The sequence below is a fragment of the Clostridium arbusti SL206 genome (assembly GCF_000246895.1).
GTDB lineage: Bacteria > Bacillota > Clostridia > Clostridiales > Clostridiaceae > Clostridium_I > Clostridium_I arbusti.
In genome coordinates this window covers 1-19320 of record NZ_BAEV01000046.1, presented here as the reverse complement: position 1 = coordinate 19320, position 19320 = coordinate 1, and the positions used below count along the sequence as shown (strand labels likewise).

The window sequence follows — 19320 nt, the reverse complement described above, 5'->3', positions numbered from 1 at the left end:
TTCATAATGGAGAATAAAGGAAACTTATCCCGCAAGTCAAAAAAAGTTTATGTTGAAGGGGATGGAAGAACTAAGTTTTATTTTCTTGAAAAGATATTAGCTCCTCTTTTTCTTATCTTAACTGTTATATATTTATTAATGTTAGTATTTCCAGTAATTTCAATGATGAAGTATTCAGGAGTATCCTATATATTTGATACATTAAGGAGTACAGAGAATATGAAAACTGTACTCTTAAGTTTTGTTACATCTTTGATAGCACTTATATTTACTTTTTTTATTGGTACACCAACGGCTTTTTGTATAGATGGAATTAAGAATAAGACATTGTCAAAGATAATGGATATATTTGTAGAAATACCAATAGTCCTACCACCAGCAGTAGCTGGTATTGCATTATTATTAACTTTTGGTAAAAATGGTGTGGTTGGTAACTTTTTATCAGGCCACGGGATAAATATTATATTCACATCTACAGCAGTAGTAATTGCACAATTCTTTGTATCTTCAGCTCTTTATGTAAGAGTTCTTAGAGATTCTATAAAGGCAATACCAATTGAACTTTTTGAAATAAGCTATGTACTAGGAGCAGGTAAAATTGAAACCATTATAAGAGTTATGCTTCCTATGCTTAAAAAAGCGGTATTATCTGGACTCATATTAGCTTGGATAAGGTCACTAGGAGAGTTCGGTGCTACTCTGATGTTTGCAGGAAATATTATGGATGAAACAAGAACTATACCTCTTCAGATATATACGTATATGCAAAATGATATTAAAATGGCTACAGCTTTTGCAACAATTTTATATATTATGACTTTTATATTGTTATTAGTAGTTAGGCTTAGTATTAAGGAAGATGATTAGTAAGAGGGTGTTTATGTATGGCTATTATAGTTAATGGAAGTGAAAAAAGTATTATAGACAGGACTATGCCAGAATTAGTAAAAGAACTTGGAAATATTGATAATAATTATGCCGCATATTTTTTAGAGCTATTAGCTAAAATAGGGGTAGATTTATTTGAAATTGATAGAACCACTATAAATACAATAAAAAAATTACCATTAAGTTTAAAGTATATATACAGAATTAAGGCTAATGAAGATTTACAATATTTAAATAAATATGATTTTAAATATATAGTTTTAGAATATAGAGAAGCATTAGAAATTAATATGCAATTTAAGGACAACCTAAAAGGACACAATATAGTATTAGAAATAGATATTAATGATTTAGATAACTTATACATGGATAGAGACAATAAAATATTTGATATGTATAATATAATTTGTTTAAGGATAAATAATGTAAATAAAATTAATTTCTATGGATTTGATAAATTGATAAAAGATGTGAAAACAAATTTCTCTGTTCTAGTAGATTTTTGTGCAAGTAATACTTACTATATGGCTACAGCTATAAGTATAAATGCATGTACAGAAGGGGCCGATATGATTACCACAGCATTTAATAGTAATAGATATGCAGCTATGGAAGAGGTGATTCTAGCACTTAAAGTAATGAAAGAAGCTAAAGTATTCGGAAATTTAAAATTGATGAATGAGCTCACTAGAACATATGAAAGAATAACTAAAAAACAAGTATATTGCATGAAACCAATACTTGGAGAGGATATTTTTAAATATGAATCTGGTATACATGCAGATGGAATAGCTAAGAATCCAAGAAACTATGAACCATTTAATCCAGAAGATATAGGGGCACATAGAAAGTTGTATATTGGTAAACATTCAGGTAAGAAAGCTTTAATGGTGAAATTTAAGGAGCTTCACTTAAATTATAATTATATAGATATGGATAAATTTTTAGATTGTATAAGGGAAAAAAGTATCGAGATGAAAAGAAATGTTTTAGACAATGAAATAATTGAAATGTATAATAGTATTAATAGAGTTGTTGAAGGTGATAGTAAATGAATATCAATATAGTAGATACCACACTAAGAGATGGAGAACAAAAGGCTGGTGTAGCTTTAAGTATAGATGATAAGGTGAAAATAGCCAGGCTTATTAGTGAAATGGGAGTATATCAAATAGAAGCTGGAATACCTGCTATGGGTGGAGATGAAAAAATAAGTGTAGAAAAAATAGCAGCTTTGGGACTGGATAGTAAAATAGCAGCTTGGAATAGAATGAGTACTAAAGATATTGATACTTCTATAGAATGTGGAGTAGATATAATTCATATATCCTCACCCGTATCTGATTTACAGATAAAATCAAAATTAGAAAAGGATAGAGTTTGGGTTATGGAGCATTTAAAAAGATCAGTTAGTTATGCTAAAGATAAAGGATGTGAAGTAACTGTTGGTTTAGAAGATTCTTCTAGGGCAGATATAAATTTTCTAATTGAATTATGTAAAATTGTTTTTGATTTAGGTGTTAAAAGAGTAAGATATGCAGATACTGTAGGAATTATGGAACCCAAAAAACTTTATAATCATATAAAGAAAATAAGAGAGGCAGTACCTGTGGATATTGAAATTCATACCCATAATGATTTTGGAATGGCAATAGCTAATTCCCTGGCTGCAATGGAAGCAGGAGCAAAATTTGCAGATTGTACTATTACAGGTATGGGAGAAAGAGCTGGAAATTGTAATTTTTTAGAGTTTATAAAAATAATTTATGAACTTACAGGTAAAAAATTATGGGCAAAAAACTTTACTGATGTTATTGAGAGAGAAGAAAATATTAAAAAAATAATAAAGTTGAATCAATAATTTCATAAAATTGGTTCAACTTTTATTATTTGTGGTATAATTTTACTGTGGGTGTAATCGTTTAATAAGGGGGAATTATTATGACTATGATTGATATACCATACTCAACAAAATCTTTAAAGATAAATATCAAAGATAAAAATTTAAAGGGAATACTAAATTCTAAAGCAAATAATTATAAGGCTGATAGTTCACAAGAGGATATTGTGAATAGAGCACTTGATAATTGCATAGGAAGCAAATCTTTGGAGGAATTAGTAAGAGGAAAAAACAATATGATTATTATAACTAGTGATCATACAAGACCTGTGCCAAGCAAAGTTACTATGCCTATTCTACTTGACAGGATAAGAAAGATAAATCCTAATATAGATATAAAAATACTTATAGCTACAGGGTTTCATAGGCCAACAACAAGAGAAGAAATGATAAATAAATTTGGCAAGGATATAGTAGATAATGAAAAAATTATAAATCATGTTTCTACAGATGAAAATAGGCTTACAGATGTTGGAGTATTGCCATCTGGTGGTAAGCTTTTACTAAACAAATTGGCAGTAGAGACAGAGCTATTAATAGCGGAAGGATTTATAGAACCACATTTTTTTGCTGGATTTTCAGGGGGAAGAAAAAGTATTTTGCCAGGTATAGCATCAGCAACAACTATAATGGCAAATCATTGCTCAGAGTTTATTAATAATGATCATGCTAGAACTGGTGTTATCAAATATAATCCCATACACAAAGATATGCTTTATGCTGCGAAAAAGGCAAGGCTTGCATTTATATTAAATGTAGTTATAGATGAAGATAAGAATATTATAAATGCTTTTGCTGGTGATAGTAAGCTGGCACATGAAGAAGGATGTAAATTTCTTATGAGCCTTTCTAGTGTTAAAAGCATAGAAGGTGATATAGTAGTTTCAAGTAACGGAGGATATCCACTAGATCAAAATATATACCAAGCTGTAAAGGGAATGACCGCTGCTGAAGCTACCTGTAGAAAAGGTGGAGTAATTATTATGATAGCAGCCTGTAATGACGGACATGGTGGACAATCTTTTTATGATAATTTTGCAAATGCTAAAGGACTAAAAGAACTTCTTGAAAGAATATTAAAGGTACCTAGAAATAAAACTATACCAGATCAATGGGAGATTCAAATTCTAGCAAGAATTTTAAATAATTATACTGTAATTATGGTTACAGATATGTGTGATCCAAATATGATTAAAAATATGCACATGAAACATGCTTTTAACTTTGATGAGGCACTAGAAATGGCATATAATATAAAGGGAAAAGATGCTGAAGTTGTAGTGATTCCCAATGGTGTAGCCGTAGTTGTTGAAAATAATTAGAGATATTCGCTGTTCTCTTTAAAATAAACTTATGGGAGTTATTGATTTGAAAATTTAATGTATGATATAATTTTGATAATATAAAATTATTTTCATTACATATTTTAGGGGGATTAGGATGAGTATAAATAAATTAGCTAAAGAAAAAAAGATTGCATTAGTTGCTCATGATAATAGAAAAGAGGATTTAATAAGCTGGGCAGATGATAACAAAGATATTTTATGTAAACATATTTTATGTGGAACAGGTACTACTGCAAAGCTTATTTCCGAAAGAACTGGCTTAGATGTAAAAGGTTTTAAAAGTGGTCCAATGGGAGGAGATCAGCAGATTGGAGCAAGTATAGTTAATGGGGATGTAGACTTTATGCTTTTCTTCTGGGATCCGCTTACATCTCAACCTCATGATCCAGATGTAAAAGCTCTTCTTAGGATCTCTGTGTTATACGATATTCCGGTGGCGATGAGTAGATCCACTGCGGATTTTTTATTGAAATCTTCTATTATGGGAGAGGAATATGAAAGGCACATAATAGATTATTACAATAGAATAAGAAAAGATAATTTTTAAGTGTATACTTTATACTCAATGGTATTTTATAAATGAGTATAAGGCATGTGAAAATAAATAACAAGTCAAAGATGCGACGTCTATTTTGAATTATACAAGGAAACAGGTCCTGATGATAGTGGTGCTATCAGAGGGTTCTGCTGACGCAGTAGAATTCAAAATAGGCTAGTATACTGACTAGTTATTTATTTGAATGTGCCTAAGTAAATAAGCTTTGATAATATGAGTGTTATTTTATATAATGTGGTATTTAGTTATAAGTTGATTTTATTAATTTATAATTGAATACCACATTATTTTCATATGACTTATTTGAATTAAAGTATTATATTTAGATAAATTTATATATGATTAATATTCTAAAAAGGTTGAAGATAACAGAGGTGTGTTCCTAGATAAGGGAAAAAGTAAGAAAACTATAGATTTTATAATTTTGTTTATAACTTATTGATGATTGGGATAATTTACAATAGAATATTTATAATAGATAATAAATGAATATGTGTTTAGAGTAATTAAATATTGGTGCTCAAGTATAAAATTATTTAGGAGGTAATATGAATGAAGAAAATTGTATTGGCAGGAGGATGTTTCTGGGGAGTAGAAGCTTATTTTAATAATATTAAAGGGGTTATTTCTACTAAGGTTGGGTACGCAAATGGAAATAAAGAGAATCCTACTTATGAAGAAGTTTGCAATAATCATACAGGGCATGCAGAAGCATGTTATATAGAATATGATGAAAAGATTATATCATTAGAAAAATTATTAGAGTCATATTGGGTGATTGTAGATCCAACAATAAAGGATAGGCAAGGAAATGATGTTGGAAATCAATATCGTACGGGAATTTACTATATTGAAGATGATGATTATGAAACAATATTAAAATCAATTGAAAGTGAACAGAGAAAATATGATAATATTATAGTTACTGAAGTTTTATCTTTAAAAAATTTTTATGATGCAGAAGAATATCATCAAAAATATCTAAATAAGAATCCAAATGGATATTGTCACATTCCAAGAGAGTTATTGAAGTAATGTATAAAACTTGATATTGGTGTGAAATGAAATAGAGTTAGGAGATACATATTATGGGGAAAAAGGTTTATGCCGTAAAAGAAGGTTATGATTTTGCAACTAATAGAAAGATTGAAAATAAAATAGTTAATACCTGGGCAGAGTGTCTTAAATACGTTAAGGGTGTTAAGGGCGCCGTATATAAGAGCTTTGAAGATATGGATTCTGCTAAAGGGTATTTAAATGATGGAAGCAAGCTTTTAAAAAAAGGAATAGATTCTTATCCTATGGATTGTTTACATGTTTATGTAGATGGAAGTTATAATAAGGATACAGAGAAATATGCCTACGGATTAGTGGCAGTTAGAAATAATGTTGTTGAATATATTGAAAGTGGAGCTTCAGAAGATAGTAGTCAAAAGAATATAAGACAAATAGCTGGAGAACTGGAAGCTTCTATAAGGGCTGTAGAGTATGCCTTGAAAATAGGAGATAAGAGAGTAGTTATATTCCATGATTATGCTGGTATTTGCCATCATGCTACAGGATTTTGGGAGAGAAGAGAAGAATCATCTATAAGGTATTATAACAAAATGAATGAACTTATGAGAGATGGCATTGAAATAATATTCGTAAAGGTAGACAGTCATACCGGCGATTTATACAATGAACTAGTAGATGAAAAATGCAAAGAAAAAGTAAATATTAAATCAGATAAGGTTGTAGAGAAGTGGCTTCTCAATAATAGTTTAGAAGTAAAGTCAGAAGATATAAGAGAAGAAATATTAAGATTAGCTCCTAACAGTAAGGAAAATATAAAGATTGTAAGTAATGGAACTAAAAAGAAAAAAGAAAAAATTAAGATGTTGAAATTCAAGAATATTATATATAAATATAAAATAAATAAAGAGGAAACTGAAAATTTTATAGTTCATTTAGATGATCAAGAAAAAATAAATTTAATTACTTATTTATTGGATAAATTTAATTCATAATTAAAAAAATATATCTTTTATTGAGTAATATTTTAAAAATTGCATAACATAAGGTTAAAGTATTAATTAATGTTATTCAATAAAGGAGTGTATAATATGCGTGGAAAATTTATAAAGGGAATAACAACAGGTGCATTAATTGGAGCCGCAGCAGGAATGCTTATTGCTCCAGACTTAAATAGAAGTACTAAAAAGAAGATAAGAAGGTCAAGAAGTAGACTTAGTAATGCAGCAGAAGATATTTTTGACAATGTAAGGCATTGGATAGATTAATACTAAATCGGAGTTTTATACTCCGATTATTTTTTTGATTTTTATTGCTAGTATATGTATGACTTAATAAAATGATAAATATCATTTAATTGCTAAATATCAATAATTTTATATATTTAAAGCACATATCATGATTTATTTTGTAAGTATTAAAGTAATTATGATATAATATAATATAATTAATGGTAAAATTTTAATGTGTTTAAAATCAGTAAATATATGTATAAGCAAAGGAAGATAAAATATGGAGATATTGTCTCTAGGTGAGAAGATTAAAAGAAGAAGAAGAGATCTTAATATGACATTAAGGGATTTAGCAGGCGATAGAATTACTCCTGGTCAAATAAGTTTGGTTGAATCTGGAAAGTCAAATCCAAGTATGGACTTATTGGAGTATTTAGCAATAACATTAAATACATCTGTAGAATATTTAATGGAATCTGAAGAAACGCAAGCAGAAAAAATCTGTATTTATTATGAAAATATTGCAGAGGCTCATATTTTAAATTATGAATTTCAAATAGCAGAACAATTTCTTCAAAAAGCAATGTATTATGGAGAAAAATATAATTTAGATTATAGAAAGGCAAGAAATTTATATCTAAGAGCAATAATAAGTATGGCTAAAAAGGAAATGGGACTAGCTCAGCAGTATTTTTTGGCCTCAAATGCTATATTTATAAAGCTAAATCATCAAGATGAAGTAGTTAAGACATATTTAAAATTAGGAAAAATAACATTAGATTTAAAAGCTTATCATTCTTCATGTAGTTATTTTCAGCAGGCGGAAAAGGTTTTTCAGGAAAATAATATAGGAGATGACTTTTTATTAGGACAAATTTATTATTTTATAGCGCTTATATATTTTAGATTGGATGATATGGATAAATCTATAAATTATAGTTATCTTGCTAAACAAAAATTTGAAGAAATAAATAATAAAAAAGAGTATGCAAAAACACTTATGTTGCTTTCAAAAGAATATATTAAGAAAGCAGATCTTAACAATGCTATAAAATATTCTGAAAAATCACTTAAGGTATTTAGGGAAAATGATGAAAATGAATATGTAGGTGACATTGAAAATGAATTAGGACGATTATTTTATGAATTTGAAAACATAGAGGAATCTTTTGTTCACCTCAATAGAGCTAAAAAGATAAGAGCAAATAATAAAAATGCTATCATTGAAACATTGATAAACATATGTGAAAATTATATAAAATTAAAGGACATAACTAATTCAAAAAAAACCTTAGATGAAATTATGGATAATATTGATATGCAAAAAGACAATAATATAATAAAATATTATTTATTAAAGCATAGGGTTGATATTTTGGATAGAAATATAAAAGAAGCAGAAGAAACATTACTTATGGCATTACAATATGCAGAAAATATGAATTTAATAAATGAAATTGGAGAGATTTCTATTATAATAGGAAAGTTCTATATAGATAATGGAAGAGATAAAAAGGCTGCTGCATATTTAAATAATGGAGTAGAGGTATTTAGAAAACTTGGAATTATAAAATATGTATAAGTAAAGATAGGGTGTGTAACATGGAAATACTATCCATTGGAGAAAAAATTAAACGATGCAGAGTATATAAAGGTTATACCTTGAAGGATGTATGCGGTGATAAAATATCAGTTTCTAAAATGAGCTGTATAGAAAATGGGAAAATACAACCTGATGATTTCATATTAGAATTGGTATCCTCTAAATTGGAAATTGACATTGAATATGTAAAAAAAGATATAAGAGATCAATTAAAAGATAATTTAAAAAATTTTAATAGTAAATCTAATAAAGACAAAGGTAGATTTTTAAAATATAATCTTGAGTATGCAGAAGAATATGAGTATTATGATCTGGCCTTTGAATTTATGCACAAACTTTTTAATTATTATTTAGATATTAAACATACTAATTCTTGTCAAGTTAATACAGCTAGATATTATAATTTTTGTAGAAAGTCTTGTAATGAAAAGAATAAATTAATATACTACATGGATATAGGACGATATTTTTATAAAGAAAATGAATATTTTCAGGCTGCAAGTTACTATAATAACGTAAGAAAAGCTTTAATTGATAATAAATCTAAAGATTATGATATGCTTAGTAATGCTATTTACCAAGAAGCTAACTGTCAGTTTATGATGAAGAATTATGATAGAGCTTATGAAATAGTTATAGAACTTTTGGAGATAATAGAGTTTATTGATGATGGTGAATATAAAGCTAGGATTTATAATTTGCTAGGAATACTTTGTATTAAAATGGAAAATAGAGAATTTCAAAACTTTGAAAAGAAGTCCTTTGAATTATGTAAAGATAATTTAACACTGAAAGCTAAATTCATTTACCGATATGGATGTGCAATGTTAGACACAGATATTAGAGATAAAGCTTATGAATATATAAATAAATCAATTTCACTATATCCTGAGGATATAAAGAGAAATTTCGTGGACTTTATTCTTAAGGTAATTAATACTTTAATTAAAATGGATAAAATATCACAAGCAAAGGAATTATCTGATAAAGCATTAAATTGTTCAATAGATTTACATGAAAATGTATTTATTGAAAGATCATATTATTATAAGTCATTGATAATGTATAGGGAGAAAAATATACAGTTGAGTGAAATGTATATGAATTTATCATTAGATATTCTCATAAAAATAGGAAGTAAAAATCAGATTTATGAGAGATACATGGAAATGGGCAATTTATATTTTGAGATGGGAAATACAACGGAATCATTAAAATATTTAAGTTTAGCTATAAACTTAAATAAAAAGATTTGAATATAATTTTAAAAATTTTATAAAACTTATAGATATATATTTGTAATAGAAGGCTATCTTTTGCTAAGGTAGCCTTTTATTAATAGAATTCTTTAAATTTTCAGGAGGTTTTTTGCGCAATGAAGTTTAGAAGTGCTATATAGTAATATGCCAATGACTATAATATTGGAGTAATTAACTATTAGATAAATTCAAGAAATTTATTTCTAAAAGTAGTATAATATATTATGTAAAAGGTAATAAGTTAATTTAAAATTTTTACTAAGGAGATGAAAACTATGAATGTAGAAAGGTTAACCACAAAAGTTAAGGAGGCTATAAATGATTCGCAACTTGTAGCTGTAAAATTTAATCACCAAACTATTGATTCTATTCACCTTTTTATGGCTTTAGTTTCTCAAGAAGATGGACTTATTCCAAATATTTTTAGTAAAATGGGAGTAGATATTGAAAATCTAAAAAAGGATATTGAAAATGAATTGGATAGGATGCCTAAAGTTCTAGGAGAAGCAGCACAAAATTCTTCTGTTTATGCAACTAGAAGATTTGAAGAAATATTTATAAAGGCAGAGGGCATATCAAAAGATTTTAAGGATTCGTATATAAGTTCAGAACACGTTATGATTGCACTTATGGATTTAGATAAAAATGATATTGTGGTTACTATACTTAAGAGACACAATATACAGAAAAAAGAATTTTTACAGACTTTAGCGCAAATTAGAGGAAATCAAAGAGTTGAAACAGAAGATCCAGAGGGTACCTACGATGCTCTTTCTAAATATGGAAGAAATTTAGTTGAAGAGGCTAAAAAGCATAAATTGGATCCTGTTATAGGTAGAGATGAAGAAATAAGAAGAGTTGTAAGAATACTTTCTAGAAGAACAAAGAATAATCCAGTATTAATTGGAGAACCTGGTGTTGGAAAAACCGCTATAGTTGAAGGATTAGCAGAAAGAATAATAAGAGGAGATATTCCGGATGGATTGAAGAATAGAATTATCTTTTCTTTAGACATGGGATCTCTTATTGCTGGTGCGAAATATAGAGGTGAATTTGAAGAAAGACTTAAGGCTGTATTAAAGGAAGTACAAAATAGTGAAGGAAAAATAATATTATTTATAGATGAAATACACACAATTGTAGGGGCTGGAAAGACAGAGGGAGCAATGGATGCAGGTAATTTGATAAAGCCATTACTTGCTAGAGGAGAACTTCATTGTATTGGTGCTACTACTTTTGATGAATACAGAAAATATATAGAAAAAGATAAGGCTTTAGAAAGAAGATTTCAGCCAGTTATTGTATCAGAACCTACTGTAGAGGACTCAATTTCTATCCTTAGAGGACTCAAGGAAAGGTTTGAAATACATCATGGTGTAACAATACATGATTCTGCCATCATAGCAGCGGCAAAGCTTTCAGATAGATATATAACTGATAGATTTTTACCTGATAAGGCAATTGACTTAGTAGATGAAGCTGGTGCAATGATAAGAACAGAAATTGATAGTATGCCTACAGAAATGGATATGCTTAAGAGAAAGATATTCCAAATGGAAATTGAAAAAGAGGCATTATCTAAAGAAAAAGATGAGGCAACTAAGGAAAGGCTTAAAGTTTTAGAAGAAGAATTAAGCAATCTTAAAGAAAAAGATAAAGAGATGACCTCAAAATATGAAAATGAGAAATCACAGATAACAGAAGTTAAAGAATTAAAAACTAAACTTGATGAAGTCAGAGGTCAAATAGAAAAAGCGGAAAGAGAATATGATTTAAATAAGGCAGCTGAACTTAAATATGGTACAGTGCCTAATCTTGAAAAAGAAATAAGTGAAAAAGAAGCACTAATTAAAGGTAAAACTGAAAATGCAATTTTAAAAGAAGAAGTTACTGAAGAAGAAATATCAGAAATTGTATCTAAATGGACAGGAATACCAGTTTCAAGGCTTGTAGAAGGGGAAAGAAAGAAATTATTAAGGCTTGAAGATGAATTGAAAAAGAGAGTTATAGGTCAAGATGAGGCAGTAAGAGCTGTAGCCAATGCAGTAATAAGAGCAAGAGCTGGGCTAAAAGATATAAAGAAGCCTATAGGTTCATTCATATTTCTTGGACCAACCGGTGTAGGTAAAACAGAACTTGCAAAAACTCTTGCAAGAACATTGTTTGATACAGAAGAAAATATTATAAGAATAGATATGTCAGAGTATATGGAAAAATATTCTGTATCAAGACTTATTGGAGCACCTCCAGGATATGTTGGGTATGAAGAAGGTGGCCAGCTAACAGAAGCAGTAAGAAGAAAACCATACAGTGTAATTCTATTTGATGAAATAGAAAAAGCACACGATGATGTATTTAATATATTCTTACAGATTTTAGATGATGGAAGACTTACAGACAATAAAGGAAAAACAGTGGACTTTAAAAATTGTATTATAATAATGACATCAAACATTGGAAGTAGTCATCTTTTATCTAATACAAAGGAAAATGGTATTGATGAAAATGTAAAGAAATATGTAATGGATGAGATGAAGTCTAGATTCAAACCAGAATTTCTCAACAGATTAGATGATATAATAATGTTTAAACCACTATCAACTAGTGAAATAACAAAGATTATAGATATATTCATTGATGATATAAGAAAGAGACTCAATGAGAAAAATATTAAGCTTGTTATTACAGAAGAGGCTGAAAAACTTATGGCAAGAGAAGGTTATGATCCTGTTTATGGAGCTAGACCATTAAAGAGATATATTGAAAATACTCTAGAAACAGATATAGCAAGAAAAATTATCGCAGGGGAAATATATGAAGGAACTACTGTGAAGGTAGATGGAAAAGGTGATAATATAGTTATTGAAAAGGTAAATTAATCAATGCTAATAGATAAGATGGATTTTTAAAATTAAAATAATGGGACTTAAACCAGAATTAAAAACAATTCTTAGGTTAAGTCCCATTATTTTTTTAGCAATGAAATATTATTGCTAATATTTTTATAATAAATTTTAAGAATTTTTCATATTGCTTGTTTCCCTTTTTATAATAAATTTCTTTGCCTCTAATTCTAGATCACTATTAATGGGTTCTAGATTTACTACTTCGCCGTATTTTAACTCAAGAGCGGTTTTTAGCAGCCTATCTGCAAGTTCTGGGTTCTTAGATAGTAGTGAACCGTGAAAATAAGTACCATAGGTATTTTTATATATACAGCCTTCAAAGCCATCAGAACCATTATTACCATAACCTTTAATAACTTTTCCTAAAGGTTTTAATCCATTTATATAGGTTCTGCCAGAATGATTTTCAAATCCTACATATATTTCACCAGTATCCTCATTCTTTATAACTGTATTGCCTATAAATCTAGTGTCTCCGCCATCAGTATAGATATCTAATATGCCAAGACCTTCTAGTTTTTCACCAGAGGGCGTAGTGTAGTATTTTCCAAGGAGTTGGTATCCACCGCATATGGATAAAAATACTTTACCGCTGTTTATGTACTCTGAAATTCCAGCTTTTTTAGTTTCGATTAAATCATTAGATACTATGGATTGCTCATAATCTTGACCACCACCAAAGAATACTATATCGTAATTTTCACCATTAAAATCATCATTTAACGATACATTAAATATGTTTACTTTTATGTCTCTTTGGTTGGCTCTATATTTTAAAATTAATATATTTCCTATATCTCCATAAACGTTTAAAAGATCAGGATATAAATGACAAATATTCAGTTCCATACGTTCCACCACCAATTAAATTTTAATAAGAATATTACCAAAGTTTTTTAATAAGATCTTTACTATGTAAAAATTTTCTAAAATCAATCATTGCAGTGTAGGTAGCTAATACATATACAATATTGCCTTCGCACTGTTCTATATCTTTTAATATATCTTCATAATTTTCTCCGATTACAAATTTATTGTGATCGATGCCAGCTATTTTTAAACGAACAGCTATATCGTATAGTCTTATACCACCAACTATGGTCTTTTTAATGTTTAATTGACTTAGAATTTCAAAGTTTACATCCCAAATCCAGGATACATCACGTCCATCAGCATAATTGTCGTTTAAGAGCATACATATATTCATATCTCTATTATCTAAAGAAACTGTATTAAGAGCTTGATCATATCCAGCTGGATTTTTAACTAATATAATTTTTAACTCTTTACCATTAATGTTTATAGCCTCTTGTCTTCCAAAGCTGCTTTTAATATTTTTAAGGGAATTAAATATAATAGAATTTTCAATTCTAAGCAGCTTTGCAGTGGAAAGTGCACATATCCCATTGTATATATTATAAATGCCAGGTTGATTTATATAGTATTCAAATCCATTTATAGATACAAGAGAACCTGAAGTTGAAAGCTCCTTTATTTCATCAACATGATAAGTAAGTTCTGGTCTTTTGTATCCACATTTGTCACAATAAAATTTACCTAAATGATTATAAGTTATGAATTCATAGGAATAGGCATTTTTACACCTTTTACAAAACTTGGCATCTGCATTTATATCAACAGTTTTGCTTTCGTTTGTAGAACAATTAAATCCATAGTAGGCTATTTTATTTGGAATATTTAAATCTCCTAATAGGGATTCATCACCATTAAGTACTAGAGTAGAATTTGGTACCTTCTTTATACCATCCATTATCTTATTTAGAGTAGTGTAGACTTCACCGTATCTATCAAGTTGATCTCTAAATAGATTTGTTATTATTATAATTTCAGGAATTAAATGTTCAGTTATAAGTTTTACATTTGCTTCATCTACTTCTATAACTGCATAAGTGTCAGACTGAGAATTAAAAAAACTAAAGTGATCTATAAAGCAAGAAATTATACCTGGTTTAAGGTTAGCACCTGTATTATTAGTAATAACCTTTTTATTACTTTCTTTAATCATGTCATAGATCATGCTGGTGGTGGTGGTTTTTCCATTTGTACCTGTTACAAGTATAACTTTATAATTTTTAGCTACCACTTTAAGTATATTTTTATCAAGTTTCAAAGCTACCTTACCAGGAAAATTTGTACCACCTTTAAATAATTTTTTAGAAAGTATAATAATTGTTTTTGAAATTAAAATACTAAAAAATGAATTAATCTTAATTTTGAACACCCCCTAAAGTGAAATGTAGAGTATAGTTATAATTATTGCAGAAAACTTGATTAATAAACAGTACCTAAAGCGTTTTTTATTAAACAGAAAGACTTTTTTGTTTATAATTACCGAGAATATCGTTAACTGGTGAAACTGTTACAAAAGCTGTTGGCTCAATATTCTTCACAATTACTATTAATGTGTTAAGTTGAGTTTTTTGAACTACAACATATAAAAAGTTTTTAGTATTGTGAGAATACCCTCCAACTGCTTTTAATACAGTTACACTTCTATCTAACTTTTCATTTACCTCATGAATAATTTCTTCAGTATTATTACATATTATTATACATTGTCTTGAGGAGGAAATACCTTCTTGCATTGCATCAATAGTTTTTGATCTTATAAAGCTCATTATAAGGGCATATAATACAGATTGAGGTCCCATTACTATTCCTACAAATATATAAACACAAATATCCTGAACAAGTAAAACGTGAGATAAGTGTAAGCTTTTCATATGATTTTTCACTATTTTGGCAGATATGTCAAGTCCACCAGTAGAACCGCCACCCATAAAGAGCATTGCCATACCTATTCCTGATACAACTCCACAGAAGATAGAAGCTGTGAGTTTATCACTAACAGGTATAATATAAAAATGGTGGAAAGTAGCGCCTATATAGTCTATGAGTAAAGAAGATATAAGAACAATTAAACCACTTTTAATAGCAAATTTCTTTCCTAAGAGCTTAAATCCAAAAAGAAATAATGGAATATTTAGTATAACCGTTGTAATACCTATTTTAAAGTTGAAAAGGTTATGAAGTGATAATGAAATTCCAAGTATACCACCTGTACCTATTTTTGCCGGATTAAGAAGTAAAGCTACATATACTGAATAAAAAAAAGTGCCGCCGACTAGCATTAGATATTCTTTTGATTTTGTGTTCATTATTCCTCCTTATAAATACCATCATGTAATGATTAAATTCCATTGCTTATAGTATCACAATTAATTTATGTTTACAAATATTATGGTAGGAAAAGAAGAACAAATTTTAATAGATTGAAAAAATAAGTGTTTGGAGTTAATATATAAATAATGTACATGATTTTAGAAAATAAAAATCCCATGGGATTCTTACTATTTCTATAGTCTGTATATGTGAATATAAAATGTATAAGGAGGAATTTATGTATCCGTTAAAATTTCAGAATTTATACTATGAAAAAATTTGGGGGGGTAGGGATTTAGAAAAATTAAGAGATAATCTACCTGATGGAAATATAGGTGAAAGCTGGGATGTAGCTTGTCACGATCATGGTATGAGCATAGTAGCAAATGGTAAGTATAAAAATTTAAGATTAGATAAATTAATTAAGCTAGAAGGTAAAAGAGTATTAGGTGATAAAATAAACTCGGACAAATTTCCACTTTTAGTTAAATTAATTAATGCTAAAGATAAACTATCTGTACAAGTTCATCCAAATGATGATTATGGAAAAAGAGTTGAAGGAGAACCTGGGAAAACAGAGATTTGGTATGTAGTTGAGGCTTTTGAAGGTGCAAATTTAGTAGTTGGAACTAAAGAGTGTACTAAAGAACAATTTGAACAAGCAATAAATACAGGCAATTTCGATGAGTATCTTAATAAGATACCAGTTAAAAAGGGTGAAGTATATTTTGTTAAAAGTGGACTAATTCATGCTATAGGTGAAGGCGTAATTATAGCTGAAATACAACAAAATAGTGATACTACATATAGAGTTTATGATTATAACAGGGGAAGGGAACTGCATATTCAGAAGGCACTGGATGTTGTGGATTTTGATCTTAAAGGACAGCAAAGCAAAGGGTTAAAAATAGAAAATGAAAATTATAACAAGATTTTCTACTCACTTTGTGATAAATTTTCTTTAGAAATGTATGAAATTAAGAAGAATCTTCAAGAAGAAAGTGATAGGGAAAGATTTTATATATTTACCTGTGTTGAAGGAAATGGAATTATATGCTTTGATGGTGGAGAAGAAAAGATAAAATATGGTGATAGTATATTAATTCCAGCGTATTTAGGTAAATATGAAATTAAAGGAGAACTAAAGCTTTTAAAATCTTATGTGCCAGATGTGAAGAAAGTAGAGCAGGAAATAATTAGTAAAGTAGAACTTTAATAATATATATGAAAAGAAATAACAAGTCAAGGTTCAAGTAAACTAGCATATGGATTGGTTAAGTTAATAAGAACAATTAAATTTGAAATGGAGTGATTAATTAAAATGTCAGCTGATTTTTTACTGATTATAAAGGTAATTATACTTGGAATTGTAGAAGGTATAACAGAATTTTTACCTATTTCTTCTACTGGACATTTAATAATGTTCAATGATCTTCTTAATTTTAAGGGAGAGTTTAGCAATTTATTTGATATTGTAATACAATTAGGAGCAATACTTGCTGTAGTAGTATTGTTTTGGGACAAACTTTTAAAATCTCTTAAGACGGTTATAGATCCAACTTTCCAAAGTTTTGGTTCTAAACTTTGGAGAAATTTAATAGTTGCATTTATTCCATCTGGATTAATTGGAGTACTTTTACACCATTATGTGGATAAACACTTAATGAATGTATTCCCAGTAGCACTCGCGTTACTAGTTGGTGGTATATTAATGATAATTATAGAAAATAAGTTTAGAAAAAATAATAAAACTAATGATATAGCAGATGTAACTGTAAAACAGGCATTCATAATTGGTTGTTTTCAGTGTCTTTCTGTAGTTTGGCCTGGATTTTCAAGATCTGCTGCAACTATTATGGGTGGGTGGATAGTAGGTCTATCTACAGTTGCGGCTGCTGAATTTTCATTCTTTTTAGCTATCCCTACTATGATTATTGCAACAGGATATTCTCTTTTAGGAAATCTTTCTTCATTAACAGGAATGCAAGTTATTGAAATAGCCATTGGATTTTTAGTATCTTTTATAGTTGCCCTGTTAGTAGTAGAGAAATTTATGAATTTCTTAAAGAAAAGGTCTATGAGAATATTTGCTATTTATAGAATTGTATTTTCAATTATATTTTTAATATTGGTTTTCTCTAAAGTAATATCTATATAACATAGATTTCTATCTAAAGTAGTTGTATCAAAGTTAATACTTTATGCAAAATATCGGTGATAAATATGTGCTAAATTGTAAAGCTGTATTTAAAATCACTATAATGCACATATATATTATTGGAAAAGATGAAATGGACTATCTCAAATAAATAATTATGTATTTAAGATAGTCCATTTATTATTTTTTGAATATATTTTTTAGATAGTGGGATATTAAGTTTATATATTTTGTTTAGGAGTGGTACTATGGATTTAGATAATAAAATCGAAGAAATAATAAAGAATGGTAAATGGGTTCAAAATTATGTGGGAAAGGGAAAAGTTCAGTGTATAAAGCTTGTAAAGGATGCTAAAGAATTGTTAGTTATAATAGCATCTAGTACTTTGAGTACACCTATATCCTGCAGAGTTGAAAAAATTCTTATAGTGCATGGAGAAATTATAGTATTTTATGATGGTGAATACCCTCAACGGGTTGAAAAAGGTGAATATAATAGATACAGAAACTTTTTAAATGAAAATGAATGGAAGGTTATTTTTGAAGAAGGTCCTGTTAAAGGATTATTAGAAAAACATCTTGTAAGTAAGGAAAAGAGTTTTTATGCAGAAATGCATGAAACATTAGAAAAGTATATGAAGAGTGAATATGATACTGAAGCCAGTGAATTTCTTTGCAATAAATATAATTTGTAGTTACATTTATAAAGTTAAGTATAAAGAATAGCTTTTATTTATATTATATTTAACTTTATAAATTATTGATTTTACATTAATTTATATATTTAAGCATAAAAAAGAATATAGATATAGAAGTATTTCAGTAAAGTAAATGTGAAATTAAGTAAAACTATACGATACAATTATCCTGGTGTATCAGTATATTATACATAGAGGAAAACAATAAAATATGAAGTAAAACATAGTTAATCATGTTATAATGATATAAATTTAGAGGCAAGAATTATTTATTTTGGTAAAATAGTTTTTGTCGTTTAACACGGTATTTATTAACAAATTAAAGTTTTGATATTAAGTGAAAAAGATATTGACAATATTAAAACATAATGATATGATAATAGACGTTGTTGAAAAACACGACAAATTATCAATAAAATTTACAACAAAAAAGTGTTGACAAATTATATTGATGATGGTAAACTATAAAAGTCGTCGAATGATGACGAATTGATCTTTGAAAATTAAACAGAGAATAAGAATAAGACAACTGAAAGAAAATATCAAGTTAGGACTTATATTTGATTGAAGATGTCGT

Annotated in this window: 17 protein-coding genes; 14 read left to right on the top strand and 3 right to left on the bottom strand. The window is 28.2% G+C overall.

What is annotated here, in order from left to right:
• Positions 1-6 precede the first annotated feature (6 nt).
• From RH99_RS09840 to clpB, 11 genes are all read left to right on the top strand, one after another.
• The gene (locus RH99_RS09840) at positions 7-867 is read left to right on the top strand and encodes an ABC transporter permease (RefSeq protein ID WP_010237216.1); all 861 of its coding nucleotides are present in this window, start codon (positions 7-9) and stop codon (positions 865-867) included.
• 17 nt (positions 868-884) lie between these two features.
• Complete coding sequence (locus RH99_RS09835; RefSeq protein ID WP_010237214.1) at positions 885-1943, top strand: homocitrate synthase/isopropylmalate synthase family protein; 1059 nt, start codon at positions 885-887, stop codon at positions 1941-1943.
• Positions 1940-2749: a hydroxymethylglutaryl-CoA lyase-like TIM-barrel protein gene (locus RH99_RS09830; protein WP_010237212.1), complete on the top strand. Its 810-nt coding sequence runs from the start codon at positions 1940-1942 to the stop codon at positions 2747-2749. The genes RH99_RS09835 and RH99_RS09830 overlap by 4 nt, the downstream gene beginning before the upstream one ends.
• A gap of 80 nt (positions 2750-2829) precedes the next feature.
• Positions 2830-4110, top strand: a complete 1281-nt coding sequence (gene larA, locus RH99_RS09825; protein WP_010237210.1) for a nickel-dependent lactate racemase — start codon at positions 2830-2832, stop codon at positions 4108-4110.
• Between the two features lie 118 nt (positions 4111-4228).
• On the top strand, positions 4229-4681 hold the full coding sequence (locus RH99_RS09820; protein ID WP_010237209.1) for a methylglyoxal synthase: 453 nt from the start codon (positions 4229-4231) through the stop codon (positions 4679-4681).
• 561 nt (positions 4682-5242) lie between these two features.
• The gene (gene msrA, locus RH99_RS09815) at positions 5243-5725 is read left to right on the top strand and encodes a peptide-methionine (S)-S-oxide reductase MsrA (RefSeq protein WP_010237207.1); all 483 of its coding nucleotides are present in this window, start codon (positions 5243-5245) and stop codon (positions 5723-5725) included.
• A 53-nt stretch (positions 5726-5778) separates the two neighbouring features.
• On the top strand, positions 5779-6699 hold the full coding sequence (locus RH99_RS09810; RefSeq protein WP_010237205.1) for a ribonuclease H1 domain-containing protein: 921 nt from the start codon (positions 5779-5781) through the stop codon (positions 6697-6699).
• 96 nt (positions 6700-6795) lie between these two features.
• Positions 6796-6972, top strand: coding sequence for a YtxH domain-containing protein (locus RH99_RS18605; RefSeq protein WP_010237203.1), 177 nt, complete (start codon positions 6796-6798; stop codon positions 6970-6972).
• A 244-nt stretch (positions 6973-7216) separates the two neighbouring features.
• Positions 7217-8518 (top strand): helix-turn-helix domain-containing protein, encoded by a 1302-nt coding sequence (locus tag RH99_RS09805; protein WP_010237201.1) that lies wholly within the window; start codon positions 7217-7219, stop codon positions 8516-8518.
• A gap of 20 nt (positions 8519-8538) precedes the next feature.
• Positions 8539-9795 carry a transcriptional regulator gene (locus RH99_RS09800; protein ID WP_010237198.1) on the top strand — a complete coding sequence of 419 codons (1257 nt, stop codon included), beginning with the start codon at positions 8539-8541 and terminating at the stop codon, positions 9793-9795.
• Between the two features lie 278 nt (positions 9796-10073).
• Positions 10074-12677, top strand: coding sequence for an ATP-dependent chaperone ClpB (gene clpB / locus RH99_RS09795; RefSeq protein ID WP_010237196.1), 2604 nt, complete (start codon positions 10074-10076; stop codon positions 12675-12677).
• A gap of 135 nt (positions 12678-12812) precedes the next feature.
• On the opposite strand, the gene RH99_RS09790 is transcribed toward clpB, so the two are convergent.
• The 3 genes from RH99_RS09790 to RH99_RS09780 all read right to left on the bottom strand — a co-directional run bounded on the left by RH99_RS09790 (position 12813) and on the right by RH99_RS09780 (position 15883).
• Positions 12813-13553, bottom strand: a complete 741-nt coding sequence (locus RH99_RS09790; protein WP_010237194.1) for a type 1 glutamine amidotransferase — start codon at positions 13551-13553, stop codon at positions 12813-12815.
• 34 nt (positions 13554-13587) lie between these two features.
• The gene (locus RH99_RS09785) at positions 13588-14946 is read right to left on the bottom strand and encodes a Mur ligase family protein (RefSeq protein ID WP_010237192.1); all 1359 of its coding nucleotides are present in this window, start codon (positions 14944-14946) and stop codon (positions 13588-13590) included.
• A 79-nt stretch (positions 14947-15025) separates the two neighbouring features.
• A complete protein-coding gene (locus RH99_RS09780; protein ID WP_010237190.1) occupies positions 15026-15883 on the bottom strand; it encodes a YitT family protein in 858 nt (285 codons plus the stop codon).
• Positions 15884-16125: 242 nt separating this feature from the next.
• Between RH99_RS09780 and RH99_RS09775 the strand changes: the two genes are divergently transcribed.
• The 3 genes from RH99_RS09775 (at position 16126) to RH99_RS09765 (ending at position 18740) form a co-directional block, all read left to right on the top strand.
• Entirely contained in the window at positions 16126-17103 is a 978-nt protein-coding gene (locus tag RH99_RS09775; protein ID WP_010237188.1) for a type I phosphomannose isomerase catalytic subunit, read from the top strand.
• Positions 17104-17208: 105 nt separating this feature from the next.
• Positions 17209-18045: an undecaprenyl-diphosphate phosphatase gene (locus RH99_RS09770; RefSeq protein WP_010237186.1), complete on the top strand. Its 837-nt coding sequence runs from the start codon at positions 17209-17211 to the stop codon at positions 18043-18045.
• Positions 18046-18293: 248 nt separating this feature from the next.
• Positions 18294-18740 (top strand): hypothetical protein, encoded by a 447-nt coding sequence (locus RH99_RS09765; RefSeq protein ID WP_010237185.1) that lies wholly within the window; start codon positions 18294-18296, stop codon positions 18738-18740.
• Positions 18741-19320: the final 580 nt, after the last annotated feature.